This window comes from Pseudomonas sp. NPDC089396, from assembly GCF_044749545.1.
GTDB lineage: Bacteria > Pseudomonadota > Gammaproteobacteria > Pseudomonadales > Pseudomonadaceae > Aquipseudomonas.
In genome coordinates this window covers 373,495-390,977 of the sequence record NZ_JBIVIC010000004.1, presented here as the reverse complement: position 1 = coordinate 390,977, position 17,483 = coordinate 373,495, and the positions used below count along the sequence as shown (strand labels likewise).

General features: G+C 64.9%; 12 protein-coding genes. 4 read left to right on the top strand and 8 right to left on the bottom strand.

Annotated elements, in window-relative coordinates; translation table 11 throughout:
* Positions 1 to 30: 30 nt before the first annotated feature.
* Positions 31 to 624 carry a lytic transglycosylase domain-containing protein gene (locus tag ACIPZB_RS09975; RefSeq protein ID WP_400640069.1) on the bottom strand — a complete coding sequence of 198 codons (594 nt, stop codon included), beginning with the start codon at positions 622 to 624 and terminating at the stop codon, positions 31 to 33.
* Between the two features lie 191 nt (positions 625 to 815).
* Here ACIPZB_RS09975 and gspG point away from each other — a divergent pair, with 191 nt between their 5' ends.
* On the top strand, positions 816 to 1,241 hold the full coding sequence (gene gspG / locus ACIPZB_RS09970) for a type II secretion system major pseudopilin GspG (RefSeq protein ID WP_008091342.1): 426 nt from the start codon (positions 816 to 818) through the stop codon (positions 1,239 to 1,241).
* A gap of 11 nt (positions 1,242 to 1,252) precedes the next feature.
* On the top strand, positions 1,253 to 2,443 hold the full coding sequence (locus ACIPZB_RS09965) for a type II secretion system F family protein (RefSeq protein ID WP_400640068.1): 1,191 nt from the start codon (positions 1,253 to 1,255) through the stop codon (positions 2,441 to 2,443).
* A 15-nt stretch (positions 2,444 to 2,458) separates the two neighbouring features.
* On the opposite strand, the gene xerC is transcribed toward ACIPZB_RS09965, so the two are convergent.
* Positions 2,459 to 3,373 (bottom strand): tyrosine recombinase XerC, encoded by a 915-nt coding sequence (gene xerC / locus ACIPZB_RS09960; RefSeq protein WP_400640067.1) that lies wholly within the window; start codon positions 3,371 to 3,373, stop codon positions 2,459 to 2,461.
* 161 nt (positions 3,374 to 3,534) lie between these two features.
* Between xerC and ACIPZB_RS09955 the strand changes: the two genes are divergently transcribed.
* Positions 3,535 to 4,185 (top strand): DUF1345 domain-containing protein, encoded by a 651-nt coding sequence (locus ACIPZB_RS09955; RefSeq protein ID WP_400640066.1) that lies wholly within the window; start codon positions 3,535 to 3,537, stop codon positions 4,183 to 4,185.
* Here the strand turns inward: ACIPZB_RS09955 and ACIPZB_RS09950 are convergent.
* Complete coding sequence (locus ACIPZB_RS09950; RefSeq protein WP_400640065.1) at positions 4,108 to 5,337, bottom strand: pyridoxal phosphate-dependent aminotransferase; 1,230 nt, start codon at positions 5,335 to 5,337, stop codon at positions 4,108 to 4,110. The two genes, ACIPZB_RS09955 and ACIPZB_RS09950, sit on opposite strands and share 78 nt — an antisense overlap.
* 296 nt (positions 5,338 to 5,633) lie before the next feature.
* On the opposite strand from ACIPZB_RS09950, the gene ACIPZB_RS09945 reads away from it, so the two are divergent.
* Positions 5,634 to 5,894 carry a DUF1652 domain-containing protein gene (locus tag ACIPZB_RS09945; protein ID WP_400640064.1) on the top strand — a complete coding sequence of 87 codons (261 nt, stop codon included), beginning with the start codon at positions 5,634 to 5,636 and terminating at the stop codon, positions 5,892 to 5,894.
* Here ACIPZB_RS09945 and ACIPZB_RS09940 read toward each other — a convergent pair.
* The 5 genes from ACIPZB_RS09940 to ACIPZB_RS09920 form a co-directional block, all read right to left on the bottom strand.
* On the bottom strand, positions 5,891 to 7,978 hold the full coding sequence (locus ACIPZB_RS09940; protein WP_400640063.1) for a putative bifunctional diguanylate cyclase/phosphodiesterase: 2,088 nt from the start codon (positions 7,976 to 7,978) through the stop codon (positions 5,891 to 5,893). The two genes, ACIPZB_RS09945 and ACIPZB_RS09940, sit on opposite strands and share 4 nt — an antisense overlap.
* Positions 7,979 to 8,486: 508 nt before the next feature.
* The gene (locus ACIPZB_RS09935; RefSeq protein ID WP_400640062.1) at positions 8,487 to 9,974 is read right to left on the bottom strand and encodes an efflux transporter outer membrane subunit; all 1,488 of its coding nucleotides are present in this window, start codon (positions 9,972 to 9,974) and stop codon (positions 8,487 to 8,489) included.
* The gene (locus ACIPZB_RS09930) at positions 9,971 to 13,078 is read right to left on the bottom strand and encodes an efflux RND transporter permease subunit (RefSeq protein ID WP_400640061.1); all 3,108 of its coding nucleotides are present in this window, start codon (positions 13,076 to 13,078) and stop codon (positions 9,971 to 9,973) included. Before ACIPZB_RS09930 ends, ACIPZB_RS09935 begins: the two co-directional genes overlap by 4 nt.
* A complete protein-coding gene (locus tag ACIPZB_RS09925; RefSeq protein ID WP_400640060.1) occupies positions 13,075 to 16,173 on the bottom strand; it encodes an MdtB/MuxB family multidrug efflux RND transporter permease subunit in 3,099 nt (1,032 codons plus the stop codon). The genes ACIPZB_RS09930 and ACIPZB_RS09925 overlap by 4 nt, the downstream gene beginning before the upstream one ends.
* Positions 16,170 to 17,471 carry an MdtA/MuxA family multidrug efflux RND transporter periplasmic adaptor subunit gene (locus tag ACIPZB_RS09920; RefSeq protein WP_400640059.1) on the bottom strand — a complete coding sequence of 434 codons (1,302 nt, stop codon included), beginning with the start codon at positions 17,469 to 17,471 and terminating at the stop codon, positions 16,170 to 16,172. The genes ACIPZB_RS09925 and ACIPZB_RS09920 overlap by 4 nt, the downstream gene beginning before the upstream one ends.
* Between the last annotated feature and the right edge of the window lie 12 nt (positions 17,472 to 17,483).

Below are 17,483 nucleotides of genomic sequence, written 5' to 3'. Positions count from 1 at the left end.
TGGGTAACCGGCGCATCTATTGGTGTTCAGTCAAAGCGGGGCGTCGGCTGCCAGCCCCTGCAGCTTGCGGTACTCACGCAGCACGTTGGGCACGTAGCGCCGGGTCTCGGCGAACGGCGGCACCGCGCCACGGCGCAGCACCGCATCGGGTCCGGCGTTGTAGGCGGCCACGGCCAACGTGATGTCATTGTCGAACAACTTCAGCATGCGCTTGAGGTAGCGGGCGCCGCCCTGCACGTTGTCCTCGGGGTCGAGGGCATTTTCCACCCCCATTTCCCGCGCGGTATCCGGCATCAGTTGCATCAAGCCGACCGCTCCAGCCGCCGATCGGGCCTTGGGGTTGTAGCCTGACTCCGCCTTGATCAACGCATGCAGCAAGGCCTGCGGTACGTTGTGCGCCCGTGCTGCAGCCGCCACCAGTTCGGCATAGGGCCGCCCCGTGATCAACTGGGCATTGGCCGGCCCGGCCTGGGCGATCGGTTCGCTGATCACCCGGTCATAGTGGCGCCCGGGTCGATGGACGTTGCTCAGCACATAGCCGCCCTTGGCATCGATGGAGATGTACACATCGGCCTGGGCGGCACCTGCCGCCAGCCATAGCAATCCCAGGATAAGTCCACGCATGTCGGTCGCCTCCCCGCCGTGCCCCCGATGTGGGGGAAATGCCCCGGAAAAACCGGGCTTTGCGGTTACGACGCAAGCACTGTGCCGGTTGCCATGGCGCATGGCGCAAGGGCCCGAGGCAGACGTGCACGACAGTTGCATGCGCCAGCAAAACCCTGAAAAAGCATGTCCCCATGCAGGAGGGCTTCACCATGCAGCGCAAACCCAATCGCCAACGTGGCTTCACCCTGCTCGAACTGCTGGTGGTGCTGGTGGTGCTCGGCCTGTTGGCCGGCATCGTCGCGCCCAAGTACTTCAGCCAGCTCGGGCGCTCGGAGGCCAAGGTGGCCCGGGCGCAGATCGAAGGTTTGGGCAAGGCCCTGGACCTCTATCGCCTGGAGGTGGGCCATTACCCCAACAGTGAGCAAGGGCTCCAGGCGCTGACCGCCGCCCCTAGCGGCGAATCACGCTGGTCGGGTCCTTACCTGCAGAAAGCCGTGCCGCAGGACCCCTGGGGCCGCCCCTACATCTACCGTCAACCCGGTGAGAACGGCGGGGAATACGACCTGCTGTCGATGGGCAAGGATGGCCAGCCGGGCGGCGATGGGGAAAACGCAGAAATCACCAGCTGGCAGTGAGGAGCATGACCATGCGCTACAGCCTCAAGGCCCTGGGCAGACAGGGCGTGGTGCAACTGCAGATCGACGCCGATGACGCCGAGCAGGCCCGTCGCCAGGCCGAAGATCAGGGCCTGCGGGTGGTCAGCGTGCGCGGCCGGGGGAGCGCCATGCCTGGCCTGCCCTGGCGCCGCGAAGCAGCCTTCGACCTGGTGCTGTTCAGCCAGGAGCTGACCACGTTGCTGCACGCCGGCCTGCCCTTGATCGATGCACTGGAGAGCCTGGCCGAAAAAGCCCCGACCGGGGGGGCGCGCAAGGTCCTGGAAGCGTTGGTGCGCCAACTCTATGAGGGACGTTCGTTGTCCCAGGCACTGGCCCTGCAACCACGGGTGTTCCCGCCTTTGTACGTGGCTCTGGTGCAATCCAGCGAACGCACCGGCGCCCTTGGCGATGCCCTGCACCGCTACATCGGCTATCGCCAGCGCCTGGACCTGGTTCGGCAGAAGCTGGTGGGCGCCTCGGTCTACCCGCTGTTGCTGCTGTTGGTGGGGGGTGGCGTGGTGCTGTTTTTGCTCGGCTATGTGGTGCCGCGCTTCAGCCTGGTGTTCGAGGGCATGGGCAGCGAGCTACCGTGGTTGTCGCGGGTGCTGATGCAGATCGGCCTGTTCCTGCACGCCCAGCAGCTGCCCCTGGCGCTGGCTACAGTGGCCGTGATCGGTACGCTGGTGGCACTGCGGCGCAACCCGCTGGTGCGGCGTTGGGGTTCACGCCAGTTGCGGCGCCTGCCGGCCTTGCATTCGCGGCTGCTGATGTACGAGCTGGCACGCTTCTATCGATCCCTGGGCATTCTGCTGCAAGGTGGCATCCCCATCCTGACGGCCATGGCCATGGCCCGCGGGCTGCTGGGCAGCGCTGCAGCGCAGGGCCTGGAACAGGCCACCGGGCGAGTGGGCGAAGGCCTGCCGTTGTCGGATGCGCTGGAAGTCGGGCAGCTGGTAACGCCTGTTTCGCTGCGCTTGCTGCGGGCTGGGGAGCAATCAGGCAACCTCGGCGAGATGCTCGAACGCTGCGCGGATTTTCATGACCAGGAGATCGGGCGCTGGGTCGAATGGTTCGTCAAGCTGTTCGAACCATTGCTGATGACCTTCATCGGCCTGCTGATCGGCCTGATCGTGATCTTGATGTACATGCCGATCTTCGAACTGGCCTCAAGCATCCACTAGTGCGCTCCGGTCGCTTCAGTAATCGAACCGGTCCACCGCCCGCCGCCGTTCGTTGTCATCGCGCCGGTCATAACTGGCGGTGGTCTGGATATTGGCGTGATGCGCAAGCTTCTGGGCAATCGACAAGTCGTGCTCTTCGATCACCCGGGTGATGAACGCCCGGCGAAAATCATGGGGCATGATCTTCACCCCCACTTGCGCACCGCGCTGGCGGGCGATGTAGTAGATGGCATGCTTGGTGATGCGTGCCCGGGTAATGTGGTTGCCACGGCGGATACGGTTGAACAGGAACGGGTCGTCTGCCGCGCCTTCGGGCAACGCCTGACGCCGCAGGTCGAGCCACGCCTGCAGCTTTTCGAATGCCCAGGCCGGCGCGTACTTGATCAGCTGCCGATTGCCTTTGCCCACCACCTGCAGGCTGCGGGCCTCGAAATCGACCTGGTCGAGGTCGATGTCCACCGACTCCGACTTGCGCATGCCGGTGCCGTACAGCAGCGCAATGATGGCTGCATCGCGCACGCCCTGGGGGCGTGGGTCGGCAGCGCACAGCTCCATCAGCTCGCGAATCAGGCTACGTCGCAGGTTGCGCCCAGGTGGTAGGCGGCTGCCGGTAGCCGGCTTCACCTCGCGAATGCGCAGCAGCTGCTCATGGTCGATCAAGCCCTGGCGCCAGGCTTCATTCATGACCCCGCGCACGGCGTTGACGTACAGCGACGAGCTGTTGGGCGCATAGCCATCGGCGCGCAGCGCCGCCACCAGGCCGATCACATGGCCAGGCTCGAGCCGGTGCCACGGCACCTCGGCCAGGTTGCAATCGACAAAGCCAAGGCGGTCTGCAGCGTCCTGCAGGATGTAGCGCATCGTCTGCTGACTGGACGGGGCAAGCCGGGCCAGGTACTGCAGCAGGGGATTTTGCGAAAGGTCGGACAAAACGTGAATCCTGTAGCGATGCCTGGCGGCGAAGTCACCGGCGCCAGGCGTGAAGCGGCCATGCCATTCCCTTGAATATCAGGGGCTTCGGCATGGACATGAGCGGAAATGTTATCCCATAGGCTATCGTGGTAGCCATGACTCCCTGTCGCCGAGGCTCCATGGCACTGCACCGACTGACCCGCACCCACCCCCGCCTGAGCCTCGCGGCACTGGTCGGTATCATCGGCGCCTGGTTGATCCCTGCCGACGACATCGTGCAGCGCATCCTGGCCGGCTGGAACCTCGGCGTCTGGCTCTACCTGCTGCTGGTGCTGTGGCTTACCTGGCGGGCCAGCCCGGAAAAAGTCCGCAACGTCGCCCGGGTGGAGGACGAAAACGCCGGCCTGGTGCTGTTCACCGTCTGTATCGCAGCGATTGCCAGCCTCGCCGCCGTGACCCTGCAATTGGTGTCCAGCCGTGACCTGCAGGGCGGCGACCTGGCCATGCACTACCTGTACACCGGCTTGACCGTAGCGGGCTCGTGGCTGTTGATCGGTTGTATTTTCAGCCTGCACTATGCTCGGCTGTTCTACACCGGTGACCACCAAGAACCCCTACTGCGCTTCGCCGATGGCGAACGCAACCCGGATTACTGGGACTTCCACTACTTCTCTTTCACCCTCAACGTGGCCGTGCAAACCTCGGATGTCGGTGTGGGCGGTCGCAGCATGCGCCGGGTGGTGCTGGCCCATTCACTGGTAGGTTTCGTGTTCAACACGGCGATTCTGGGCTTCACCATCAATATCGCCGCCGGCCTGCTCGGCAAGTAGGCGCAGCGCACAGGCGCGGATCCGCCCGCAGACCGCCTGCAATTGCTCGGCATCGAGCACCAACCCCATACGCACATGGCCGGCCGCGCTGGGTCCGAAGGCATCTCCGGGCAACAGTGAAACCCCCTCCTCCATCAGCAGCCGCTGGGCGAATGCCTGAGCGCTGAGCCCGGTGGCACGGATGTCGAGCATCACGAACATGCCGCCCGCCGGCCGATGGGCACGCACGCCAGGGCAGTCGGCAAGGGCCGCGCAAACCCGGTCGCGCCGCTGCCGATAGGCCTCGCGCATGCCCCGCACCGCCGGCAGGTCCTGCTCCAGGGCGACACAGGTCGCCTGCATGACGAACTCTGGCAAGCCGAACAGCATGGCCATGGCCAGATTGGCCAAGTGCGCGACCAGCGTCTCAGGTGCGACCACCCACCCTACCCGCCAGCCGCTCATGGCATGGGACTTGGACACGCTGTCGATGATCACGCAGCGCTCGGCCATGCCCGGCAGGCTGCCCGGGTCAACCGCTGCGCCCTCGTAAAGCAGGCCGCTGTAGACCTGATCGCACACCAGCCACAGGTCATGTTCACGGCACAGCTGTGCCAGCTGCGCCATGTCCTGCGGCGAAATTGCGGCACCGGTGGGGTTATGCGGAGTGTTGAGCAGCAGCCCGCGGGTTCGTGGGGTGATGGCCCGCGCCACCGCCAGCGGGTCAAGGTGAAACCCCAGCTCCGGGCTGACCGACACCGGCACCGGCCGAGCGCCGCAGGCACCGAGTACGCCGTGGTAAGTGACGTACATGGGTTCGGCGACGATCACTTCGTCGCCCGCCTCGAACAGGCATTGGCAAACGGCATAAAGCGCACATTGCGCCCCAGCCAGCACCATGACCTGATCAGCGCTGACCTGCGGGCCGCTACGCCGTGCGATGGCCTGGCGCAGCGCCAGGCTGCCGCGCACATCGCTGTAATGGGTTTCGCCCCGGCGCAAGCTGTTGACTGCGGCGTCGACGATGGCCACCGGTGTGTCGAAATCGGGGTCGCCCACCGACAGCAGAAAGATCTCGCGCCCCTCACGGCGCAAGGCCTGGGCTTGATAATGGATATCCCACGCCGCGGCGGCGTCGCCGGCGATGCGTTGGGTGAGCGTGGAAAAGCGCATGACTGTCTCCCTGTCTGCCCAGCTCGCACCGCTTGTCCGAAAACGCTGTGCGCCGAATGTCGATAAAAATAGCAGAACTGGCCTGTAGTTCTTGCGCCTCGGCACACGCAAAACGTTTGCCTGGCCATTTGCCGCCAAACGGCGAACATGAACCCTGTGTGACAGGGATCATGCAATGACAATTTCGTCATGTCTTCTCAGGAGTATGCGGCTTACCAGGTGCTATGGTTAGGTTCCCGGCGGCCACCGGCGTGGCCAAATGCTCACCGCTTCCAGGTACGGACAAGGAGGCTGGCATGAACAAGATGACATTCCCCAACGCCTGCCAGGTGATGCGCTGGCATTTCCACCCGCTCGGTTTCGAAGCCAGCATGGATGCGCCCCGCAGCATGATCGCCCGCCTGTTCGACAGGGCCACGGGTGAAACCTTGCTGGCCATTGCCGGTATCCCGTGCAGCGCGATCATGGCGGCTGCGGATGTGGAACGTATCATCGAGGCGGTGGAAGCCGAGATGGAGGCGTTCGTGCCTGTACTGGTCCTTCGCGACGCCGGCTAGCTCAGCGCCGGGCTGCTCTCGCGTAACACCTGCAATTTATTCATGAACTGCTCGGCCGGCACCGGCTGCCCGAGCAGATAGCCTTGCAGCGAATCGCAGCCCAAGCGGGTCAGGAAGTCCTGTTGCCCGTCGGTCTCCACCCCCTCGGCGACGATCCGCAGCCCCAACGCCTGACCCAGTGCGACGATCGCCGAAACGATCGCTGCATCGTCGCTGTCCTGCTCCAGGTCGCGGACGAATCCGCGGTCGATCTTCAGTTCGTTGGCCGGTAGCCGCTTGAGGTACATCAGGCTTGAGTATCCCGTGCCAAAGTCATCGATCGACAGATCCACGCCCATGTCGGACAAGCGCTGCAGCACGGTCAGGCTGGCATCGGCATCGTGCATGGCCGTGGTTTCGGTGATTTCCAGGGTCAGGTGGTTGGCCGGCAGACCGTTTTCGCGCAGGGCACGGGCGACGCTGTCGACCAGGCCGGCATGGCAGAACTGCAGGGCCGACAGGTTGACCGCCATGCGCCAGTCGCCATGGCCTTGCTCCAGCCATTGGCGCATCTGCCGGCAGGCTTCATCGAGCACCCACTCCCCGATGGGGATGATCAGCCCGGTCTTTTCCGCAAGGCCGATGAAACGGTCCGGCAGCAGCAGGCCGTGCTGCGGATGCTCCCAGCGCAGCAAGGCTTCGGCGCCGATGGGCTGGCAGGCCTGGGCGTCGAACTTTGGCTGGTAATGCAGGCGGAACTGACACTGCTCCAGGGCCATGCGCAAGTCCTGCAGCAGTTGCAACTGCTGGCGTGCGTTGCTGTTCATCGACACATCGAAGAAGCTGTAGCCATTCTTGCCGGCGCTCTTGGCGTGGTACATGGCGGCGTCGGCGTTGCGCAGCAGTTCGAGCTGGTCCTCGCCGTTGCCGGGGTACAACACGATGCCCAGGCTGGCCGTGAGCTGCAGGTCATGTTCGGCCACCCGGTACGGCCGCGACACCAGGTTGACCTGCTTGACCGCCACGTCCATGGCGTCGTCCGGTTCCTGCAGTTCCACCAACAGCACAAATTCGTCTCCGCCAATGCGCGCCAGGGTGTCCTGACTGTGCAGGTGCCCGCGCAAGCGTGCGGCGACGGCCTTGAGCAACAGGTCGCCGACATGGTGGCCGAAGGCATCGTTGACTGGTTTGAAACCATCCAGGTCGATGAACATCAGGGCAAAACAGCCCCCCTGCTCCGCGACCTTGCCGATGGCCTGCTCGATTCGGTCCGACAGCAGCGTGCGGTTGGGCAGGCCGGTCAGGGTGTCGTGCAGGGCCAGTTGGGTCAGTTCCTGATTGGCCAGTGTCAACGACCGGGCCAGCTCCGCGGTGCGGGCCTCCATCCGGGCGTCCAGCACCGAGGTGAGCAAGGCCACCGCGAGCACCGCCAGGGTGGTGATCAGCACCAGATACACCAGACCATCCCCCTGCAAGCCACCGCCCAGGGCGCCGCAGAAACTGCCTGCCGGGAAGTTCGCCGCAGCCATGCCCGTGTAGTGCATGCCGACAATGGCAAGGCCCATCAGCATGGCCGCCAGGCCTCGGATCTGCCGCACGTAAGGGGTGTGCTGGCGCAGGCGGAAGGCGATCCACAAAGCCGCTGCCGAGGCGCCCACGGCGATAGCCAGCGAGGCACCGAACAGCGTCGGGTCGTAGTCGATGCCCGGCAGCATCCTCATTGCCGCCATGCCGGTGTAATGCATGCAGCTGATGCCCGCGCCCATGAACAACGCGCCGAAGGCCAGTTGCAGGATAGGCAGGCTCGATTGGCTCACCAGCCACAAGGCAAAGCCCGACGACAGGACCGCGATCAACAGCGACAGCGCGGTCAGGCCAACGTCGTAACCCAGGTCGATGGGCAGGCTGAAGGCGAGCATGCCGATGAAGTGCATCGACCAGACGCCGATGCCCATGGCCAAGGCGCCACCTCCCATCCATAGATAGACCGCCCGTCCCTTGGCGGTGGCGATGCGACCGGTCAAGTCCAGGGCGGTATAGGACGCCAGGATGGCCACGCACAGCGAGATCAACACCAGCGAAAAGGAGTAGCTACCGGTAAGCATTGGGAGTTCCAGCGGAGGGACAAGGGGCCCAGAAAAGCTGACGATTGTACTCAAGCTTTGGCGAAACGCACGGGGTTTTTGCGAATGGGAATAGGTCTGATAGACCCTGTAACGGTGTGTCTGCGCGATCCCTGTGGGAGCAACTGTCTTGCTCAATTTCTAAAAGCTGACGCGATTTCCTGTGGGAGCCGGCTTGCCGGCGATAGGGCCCGAACAGGCAGCTCGAGATTGCATGCCCCGGCCTCATCGCCGGCAAGCCGGCTCCCACAGGTAAAGCACAGTCTTCATTCCTGCTCGGCATCCCAGCCACCGCCCAGCGCGGCGATCAACTGCACGCTGGCCACCAGGCGCCCCTGAAGCAAATCCAACTGTCTTGCTCAATTTCTAACAGCTCACGCGATTCCTGTGGGAGCCGGCTTGCCGGCGATAGGGCCCGAACAGGCAGCTCGAGATTGCCAGCCCCGGCCTCATCGCCGGCAAGCCGGCTCCCACAGGTACAGCACAGTTTTCATTCCTCATCGGCGTACGCCTGCTCGGCATCCCAGCCACCGCCCAGCGCGGCGATCAACTGCACGCTGGCCACCAGGCGCCCCTGGAGCAAATCCAGCACGCTACGCTCGTTGCTCAATGCCGTGGTCTGCACGCTCACTACATCCAGATAACCGATCAACCCGGCGCGGTACTGGTTCTCGGTCAGGCGCAACGACTCGCGCGCAGCATCCAGCGCTTCCTGGCGCACCACGGCCTCGTCGGCATACACCTTCAGCTGCACCAGGTAGTTCTCCACCTCCTTGAAGCCATCGAGCACGGTCTGGCGGTACTGCGCCACGGTCTGGTCATACACCGCGACGGTACGGTCCACCTCGGCGCTGCGCTTGCCCGCATCGAACAGGGTCAACGCCAGTTGCGGCCCCACCGACCAGTAACGGTTGGGCAGCTCGATCCAGTTGCTGAAGCTGCTACTGGAGTAACCGCCGCTCATGCTCAGGCTCAAGTCCGGGAAATAGGCGGCACGGGCCACGCCGATGTTGGCGTTGGCCGCCATGACATTGCGCTCGGCCGAGGCAATGTCAGGCCGGCGTTCAAGCAGCTGCGACGGCAGGCTGACCGGAATCTGCGGCAATGCCGGGATGTCCTTGCTGTCGGCCAGGGCGAAATTCGCCGGCGCCCGACCCAGCAGCACGGCGATGGCGTTCTCGAACTGGGCGCGCTGCCAGATCAGGTCGATCAGGTCGGCCTGGGTGCTTTTGAGCTGGGTGCGCGCCTGCGCCACTGCATCCGGGCCGGCCACACCGGCGCGGTACTGGTTTTCGTTCATGCGCAGCGAGCGCTGGTAAGCCGCCACGGTGGCTTCCAGCAGGCGCTTCTGTTCGTCGATCACACGCAACTGCAGGTAGTTCTGCACCAGCTCCGACTGCTGGCTGAGGCGAATCGCCGCGAGGTCGGCGAAGCTGGCTTCGGCACTGGCCTCGTCGGCGTTCAGGGTCTCGCGCAGCTTGCCCCACAGGTCGATTTCCCAGCTCACGCCGAGTTGCGCATTGTAGGTATTTCGAATGCCGCTGCTGTTGTTCGACAGGCTCGAACTGGAGCTGCCGGTGCCTTGCGCCGAACGGGTCTTGCCGGCGCTCAGGTCGAGGCTGGGGAACAGCGAGGCACGGCTGCTGCGCACCAAGGCCTGGGCCTGACGGTACTGGGCTTCGGACTGGGCGACGGTCTGGTTGCTGCGGTTGAGCTCATCCACCAGCGCATTGAGCCTGGCATCACCGTACAGCTCCCACCAGGCGCCACGGGCGATGGCATCGGCCGGGCTGGCCTGGGTCCAGCCTTCGGCCTGCTTGAACTGCGCGGGCGTGCTCAGTTCGGGGCGATGGTAGTCCGGGCTCAAGGTACAGGCGCTGAGCAGCACCACGCACAGGCCGGCGCCGACCAGGCGCGAACCTCGCCCCCGGGTCAGCAGCTGCAAGGCACGGTGGAGTGGAGTCTGGGCAAAAGTCATAGCGGAGTTTCCAGAGCGGCGTCGGTGCGCACGCCGCGCCAACGGTTGAATCGATGGCGCAAGCGGTCGAGGTACAGGTACACCACCGGCGTCGTATAAAGGGTCAGGACCTGGCTGAAGACCAGCCCGCCAATGATCGTCAGGCCCAGCGGCTGGCGCATCTCCGCACCCTCGGCGCGGCTCAGGAGCAGTGGCAAGGCGCCGAGAATGGCCGCCAGGGTGGTCATCAGGATCGGCCGCAGGCGCAACAGGCAGGCTCGGCGGATCGACTCCTCCGGTGTCATGCCCTGGTTGCGCTCAAACTGCAGCGCCAGGTCGATCATCAGGATGGCGTTCTTCTTCACCACACCGATCAGCAGGAACAGGCCCAGCAACGAGATCAGGCTGAATTCGCCGCCGGTGAGGTAAAGCGCCAGCAAGGCGCCAACGCCGGCCGAGGGCAAGGTCGAGAGAATGGTCAGCGGGTGAATGTAGCTTTCATAAAGAATACCCAGCACCAGATACACCAGTACCAACGCGCCGAGGATCATGAACGGCTGCCCTTCCTGGGTCTTGGCGAAGGCATTGGCGGTACCGCCAAGCTTGGCGATCACTTCCTCGGGCAGGCCCACCTTGGCCACTGCCCGCTCCACTGCGGCCATGGCCTGGTCGGTGCTGTAGCCCTCGGCAACGTCGAAGGCGATGTCTTCCGAGGCGAACTGGCCCTCGTGGCTGACCCGGTCGTTGGCCAGGCTGTTCTCGTAGTGGGCGATGGTCGACAGCGGCACGCGTGCGCCGTCGCTGGTAATGACCTGCACCTGCTCCAGCGTGCTCGGGTCCCAGGCGAACTTGGGGTTGATCTCCAGCACCACCTGGTACTGGTTCAGGCTGTCGTAGATGGTCGAGATCTGCCGCTGGCTGTAGGCGTTGTTCAGCACCGTGGTGACCATCGCCATGTCGATGCCCAGGCGCTTGGCCTGATCACGGTCGACCACCAGCGTCACCTGCTGGGTGCCGGCGCCATCGTGGGCATCGATAGCGGTCAGCTCAGGCAGCGCGCGCATCGCCGCGACCACCTTCGGGAACCACTCGCGCAGCGCCGCCAGATCACCACTCTGCAGGGTGTAGAGGTACTGCGAGGAGGTCTGGTCGCGACCACCGCCACCGAGCTGCAGGTCCTGGTCGGCCATCAGGAACAGCCGCCCACCCGGCACCTTGGGCAGTTCCTTGCGCAACCGCTCGATGACTTTCTGCGCGTCGAGCTTGCGCTCGCTGATCGGCTTCAGGCGCACCAGGACAAAGGCATTGTTGGTCCCGCTGTTGCCGCCGATGAATCCGGCCACGCTCTGCACCGCAGGGTCGGCGAGCAAGGCGCGACGGTAGATCTCCATCTTCGGCTGCATCACGCTGAACGACAGGCCGTCGTCGCCGCGGATGAAGCCTATCAACTGGCCGGTGTCCTGTTGCGGCATGAGGGTTTTCGGCACCACCACGTACAAGGCGATGTTCATGGCGATGGTCGCCAGCAGGCTCACCAGGGTCAGCCGCTTGTGCCGCAAGGCCCAGCCCAGGCTGATGTCATAGGCGCCGACCATGCGCTGGTGCAGCGAGTCGCTCCAGCGCTGCAGGCGAGTCGGCTCGGCGCGGTGCGGCTTGAGCCAGCGGGCGCAGAGCATGGGTGTGAGGGTCAACGACACGATCAGGGAGACGATGATCGCCGCCGCCAGGGTGATCGAGAACTCCTGGAACAGGTTGCGCACGATGCCGCCCATGAACAGGATCGAGACGAACACTGCCACCAGCGAGACGTTCATCGACAGCAAGGTGAAACCCACTTCCTTGGCGCCGAGAAACGCCGCGCGCATGGGCGGCTCGCCGTCCTCGATATGCCGGGAGATGTTCTCCAGCACCACGATGGCATCGTCCACCACCAGACCAGTGGCGAGGATCAGCGCCATCAGCGACAGGTTGTTGAGCGAGAAGCCGCACAGGTACATCACCGCAAACGTGCCCACCAGCGATACCGGCACCGCGAGGCTTGGGATCAACGAGGCGCGCAGGCTGCCCAGGAACAGGTAAACCACCAGGATCACCAGCACCACGGCGATCAGCAAAGTGTGCTCTGCCTCCGCGAGGGTCGCCTTGATCACTGGCGAGCGGTCCATGGCCACGTTCAGCTGGACATTGGCCGGCAGCAGCGACTGCAGGGCCGGCAACTGGGCCTTGATCTGCGCGACCGTCTCGATGATGTTGGCGCCGTTCTGGCGGTTGACCACCAGCAATACCGCGCTCTGGTCGTTGAAAAAGCCGCTGTTGTAGCGGTTCTCGACGCTGTCGGTGATGGTCGCCACGTCGGACAGGCGCAGGATCGCGCCATTCTGCTGGCGAATGACGATCGGCTCGTAGTCCTTGGCGGTTTCCAGCTGGTCGTTGGCACGCACCTGCCAGTTGCGCTCGGCGTCTTCGACGAAGCCCATGGGCCGACGCTGGTTGGCGTTGGCCACGGCCGTGCGCACCTCGTCCAGCGACAGGCTGTACTGGTTGAGCAGCTGCGGCTCCACCGCGATGCGCACCGCCGGCAAGGAGCTGCCACCGATCTGCACCTCCCCTACCCCGATGACCTGGGCCAGGCTTTGCGCCAGGATGGTATCGGCCAGGTCGTACAGCTGGCCCTTCTGCAGCACGTCCGAAGTCAGCGACAACACCATGATCGGCGCCTGGGACGGGTTGTACTTCTTGTAGGTAGGCATGCTGCGCATGCCGCTGGGCAGCAGGTTGCGGGTGGCATTGATGGCCGCCTGCACCTCGCGCGCCGCACCGTCGATGTCACGCCCCTGCTCGAAACCGATGATCACCCGGGTCGAGCCCTGGTTGGAGCTGCTGGTCAAGGTGCTGACGCCCGCGATGGTGCCCAGCTTGCGCTCCAGCGGCGTGGCCACCGTGGCCGCCATCACCTCGGGGCTGGCGCCGGGCAGGTTGGCCTGCACCACGATCACCGGGAAATCCATCTGCGGCAGCGGTGCCACCGGCAACAGGCCGAAGCTGACGCCACCGAGCAGCATGATCGCCAGGCTCAGCAGCATGGTCGCCACTGGCCGGCGAATGAAGGGTCCGGACAGGTTCATGCCTGGGCCTGCTGGACGTCGGTGGCTGGGCGCCAGCGGCGTGCCAGGCGGTCGAAGTACAGGTAGATGACCGGCGTGGTGAACAGGGTCAGCACCTGACTCACCAGCAACCCGCCGACCATCACCAGGCCCAGCGGTTGACGCAATTCGGCGCCGGAACCGGTGGCCAGCATCAGTGGCACGGCACCGAACAATGCCGCCAGCGTGGTCATCAGGATCGGCCGGAAGCGCAGCAGCGCGGCCTGGTAGATGGCGTCAAACGGGCTCATGCCCTGGTTGCGCTCGGCTTCGAGGGCAAAGTCGATCATCATGATCGCGTTCTTCTTGACGATACCGATCAGCAGAATGATGCCGATGATCGCGATCATGCCCAGGTCATTGCCACTGAGGATCAGCGCCAGCAAGGCACCGACCGCCGCCGACGGCAGGGTCGAGAGGATGGTCACCGGGTGGATGTAGCTTTCGTACAGCACGCCCAGCACGATGTACATGGTTACCACGGCCGCGAGAATCAGCAGCAAGGTGCTCGACAGCGACGCCTGGAAGGCCTCGGCGGCGCCCTGGAAGCGGGTCTGCACGCCGACCGGCATGCCGATCTCCTGCTGCACCTGCTCGATCACCTTGACCGCTTCGCCCAGGGACGCGCCGTGGGCCAGGTTGAACGACATCATCACCGCCGGGAACTGGCCGATGTGCGAGATCGCCAGCTGTGCCTGCCGCTGTTCGATGCGCGCCAGCGCCGACAGACGCACCTGGCCGCCATCGCTGGCCTTGACGTGGATCGACTCCAGCGCCTGCGGCCCGAGGCTCGCTGCGTCACGCGCCTGCAGCACTACGCGGTACTGGCTGGCCTGGGTGTAGATGGTCGAGATCTGCCGCTGGCCGAACGCGTCGTACAAGGCGTTGGTAATCTGCCCCACGTTGATGCCCAAACGGCTGGCCATGTCCCGGTCGATCACCAGGTACACCTGCAGGCCCTTGTCCTGCAGGTCGCTGGCCACGTCCTGCAGCTCCGGGCGCTGCTGGAGCGCCTCCACCAGCTTGCCGCTCCACTGCGCCAGCAAGTCGGCGTCGGGCGAGGACAGGCTGAACTGGTACTGGGTACGACTGACCCGGTCTTCGATGCTCAGGTCCTGCACCGGCTGCATGAACAGGCGGATACCGACCAGCTTGTCGAGTTGCGGTTGCAGGCGACTGATGACCTCGCCTGCCGTCACGTCACGTTCGCCATGGGGCTTGAGGTTGATCAGCAGGCGGCCACTGTTGAGCGTGGCGTTGTCGCCGTCCACGCCGATGTAGGACGACAGGCTCTGCACCGCTGGGTCTTGCAGGATCACCTTGCTCAGGGCTTGCTGGCGTTCGCTCATGGCGGCGAACGAGGTCGACTGCGGCGCTTCGGAAATGCCCTGGATCACCCCGGTGTCCTGGGCCGGGAAGAAGCCCTTGGGCACCGCCAGGTACAGCACCACGGTCAGTGCCAGGCTGGCCACGGCCACCAGCAGGGTCAACGGCTGGTGCCTGAGCACCCACTGCAGGCCCCGGCCGTAGTGCGCGATCAGCCAGTCGATCCAGGCGCCGCTGGCGCGGTAGAAACGGCCCTGCTCCTCGAACTTGGGTTCGCGTTTGAGCAAGCGTGCGCACATCATCGGGGTCAGGGTCAGCGACACCACCAGGGAAATCAGGATGGCCACCGCCAGGGTGATGGCGAATTCGCGGAACAGCCGGCCGACCACATCGGCCATGAACAACAGCGGGATCAGTACCGCGATCAGCGAGAAAGTCAGCGAGATCAGGGTGAAGCCGATCTGGCGGGCGCCTTTGAGGGCCGCCTGCAGTGGCGTCTCGCCTTCTTCGATATGACGGGAAATGTTCTCCAGCATGACGATGGCATCGTCGACCACGAAGCCGGTGGCGATGGTCAGGGCCATCAGCGTCAGGTTGTTGATCGAGAAGCCGGCCAGGTACATCACGCCGAAGGTGCCGATCAGCGACAGCGGCACGGCGATCGATGGGATCAGGGTGGCGCTGAAGCGGCGCAGGAAGACGAAGGTGACCATGACCACCAGGACGATGGCGATCAGCAGTTCGTGCTGCACGTCCTTGACCGCTGCACGGATGGTCTGGGTACGGTCGGTCAGTACCGAGACGTCGAGGCCGGCCGGCAGGTTGTCGGTGATCGACGGCAACAGTTCCTTGATGCTGTCGACCACCTCGATGACGTTGGCACCCGGCTGGCGCTGGATGTTTACCAATACCGCCTGGTTCTGGTTGGCCCACGCGGCCAGGCGCTCGTTCTCGGCGCCATCGACGATTTCGGCGACGTCCTTCAAGCGCAGCGGCGCGCCGTTGTTGTACGTCAGGATCAGGTTGGCGTACTCCTCGGGGGAGCGCAGCTGGTCATTGGCGTCGAGCATCGACACCCGGGTCGGGCCATCGAAGTTGCCCTTGGGCTGGTTGACGTTGGAGGCGCCGATCAGGGTGCGCACGTCTTCCAGGTTCAGGCCGTTGGCAGCCAGCGCATCGACGTTGACCTTGACCCGCACGGCCTGGCGTTGGCCGCCGGCGATGCTGACCATGCCCACGCCGCTGATCTGCGCGAGCTTCTGCGCCACGCGGGTGTCGACCAGGTCGTTGAGCTTGGGCAAGGGCATGGTCTTGCTGGAGATCGCCAGGGTCAGCACCGGCGTGTCGGCCGGGTTGACCTTGTTGTACACCGGCGGTGCCGGCAGGTCGCTGGGCAACAGGTTGCTGGCCGCATTGATCGCGGCCTGGACCTGTTGCTCGGCAACGTCCATGTTCATGTCCAGGTTGAAGCGCAGGGTCAGCACCGAGGCGCCGCCAGAGCTGGTCGAGGCCATCTGGGTCAGGCCGGGCATCTGGCCGAACTGGCGCTCCAGCGGTGCGGTGACCGCGCTGGTCATCACCTGGGGGCTGGCACCGGGGTAAAGAGTCAGGACCCGGATCGTCGGGTAGTCCACCTGCGGCAGCGCCGAGACCGGCAGCAACTTGTAGGCGATCAGGCCGGCCAGGACGATGGCCAGCATGCTCAGGGTGGTGGCGACCGGCCGCAGGATGAACAGGCGCGAGAGGTTCATGCGCCCGCCTTGCCTGCTGCTTTACCAGGCTGTGCTTCGCCCGTCTGCGCCGAGCCCTTGGCGTCCTGACCCTGCAAGTGCTGGCCGGGGGTGGTGGGCACTTGCGAGCTGTCTTCGACGACTTCCACCTTGGTCCCTTCGCGCAGGCGGTCGGTGCCTTCCAGCACCAGGCGCTCACCGGGCTTGAGGCCCTCGAGGATCACGCTGTTCTGACCGTCGGTGGCTCCTACCTTGAGCTTGCGCACGTTGACGGTGTTCTCGGCGTTGACCACATAGGCGAAGGTGCCGTCGTTACCGAACTGGATCGCCGCCGCCGGGGCCATGACCACCTGCTTGAGGGTGTCGGCCAGCAGGCGCACGTTGACGAACTGGTTGGGGAACAGGGCCAGGTCCTTGTTTTCGAAGCGACCCTTGAACTTCAGGGTGCCGGTGGTGGTGTCGATCTGGTTGTCGATGCTGCCCAGCACACCGCTGGACTGCAGCTTGCTGTCGCTGCGGTCCCACGCCTCGACCGGCAGGCTGGCGCCACTGCGGTAGCGCTCGAGCACGGTGGTCAGTTCGGTCTCCGGCAAGGTGAAGGCCACGCTGATCGGCTCGGTCTGGGTGATCACCACCAGGGCGGTGGTGTCGTTGGCGGCTACCAGGTTGCCCAGGTCGAGCTGGCGCAGGCCTACGCGGCCACTGATGGGCGAGCGGATCTGGGTGAAATCGAGGTTCAACCGGGCATCGCTGACCTGGGCCTGGTTGGTCTTGACCAGTCCCTGGAACTGCGCCACCTGGGCTTCGGCGGTATCGAGGGTCTGTTTGGCGATGCTGTCCTCGGCATACAGGCCTTTATAGCGCGCCAGGTCGACCTGGGCGTTCTTCAACTGCGCCTGGTTCTGCGCCAGGGTGCCTTCGGCTTGTTGCAAGGCGATACGGTAGGAGCGTGGGTCGATTTCGGCCAACAGGTCGCCGGTCTTGACCTGCTGCCCTTCCTTGAAGTGGATCTTCACCAGTTCGCCGGCGACCCGGCTGCGCACATTGACCGTGTTGGTCGCGGTGACCGTGCCCAGGGCCTTGTAGTAGAGCGGGAAGTCGCCCTGGCGTACCGGCTCGACGCGCACCGGCACCGGGTCGGTGGAGCCACCGAACCCTGGACGTCCGCCCATGCCCATGCCTTTGCCCGGGCGCCCCCCCACCGCCTCTTTATGAGCAGGCGTTGCGGGCCACAGCCACCAGGCCAGCAGGGCCACCAGCAGCAGGATCAGCAGGCCGACGAGCCAGCGACGGGGGGATCGGGAGACAGAAGCTTGCATGGGTTGAACGAA

Bases quoted from the DNA above. Each gene is read 5' to 3' on its own strand.
- ACIPZB_RS09975 (WP_400640069.1), bottom strand. From the start codon at position 624: ATGCGTGGACTTATCCTGGGATTGCTATGGCTGGCGGCAGGTGCCGCC.
- gspG (WP_008091342.1), top strand. From the start codon at position 816: ATGCAGCGCAAACCCAATCGCCAACGTGGCTTCACCCTGCTCGAACTG.
- ACIPZB_RS09965 (WP_400640068.1), top strand. From the start codon at position 1,253: ATGCGCTACAGCCTCAAGGCCCTGGGCAGACAGGGCGTGGTGCAACTG.
- ACIPZB_RS09955 (WP_400640066.1), top strand. From the start codon at position 3,535: ATGGCACTGCACCGACTGACCCGCACCCACCCCCGCCTGAGCCTCGCG.
- ACIPZB_RS09950 (WP_400640065.1), bottom strand. From the start codon at position 5,337: ATGCGCTTTTCCACGCTCACCCAACGCATCGCCGGCGACGCCGCCGCG.
- ACIPZB_RS09945 (WP_400640064.1), top strand. From the start codon at position 5,634: ATGAACAAGATGACATTCCCCAACGCCTGCCAGGTGATGCGCTGGCAT.
- ACIPZB_RS09940 (WP_400640063.1), bottom strand. From the start codon at position 7,978: ATGCTTACCGGTAGCTACTCCTTTTCGCTGGTGTTGATCTCGCTGTGC.
- ACIPZB_RS09935 (WP_400640062.1), bottom strand. From the start codon at position 9,974: ATGACTTTTGCCCAGACTCCACTCCACCGTGCCTTGCAGCTGCTGACC.
- ACIPZB_RS09930 (WP_400640061.1), bottom strand. From the start codon at position 13,078: ATGAACCTGTCCGGACCCTTCATTCGCCGGCCAGTGGCGACCATGCTG.
- ACIPZB_RS09925 (WP_400640060.1), bottom strand. From the start codon at position 16,173: ATGAACCTCTCGCGCCTGTTCATCCTGCGGCCGGTCGCCACCACCCTG.
- ACIPZB_RS09920 (WP_400640059.1), bottom strand. From the start codon at position 17,471: ATGCAAGCTTCTGTCTCCCGATCCCCCCGTCGCTGGCTCGTCGGCCTG.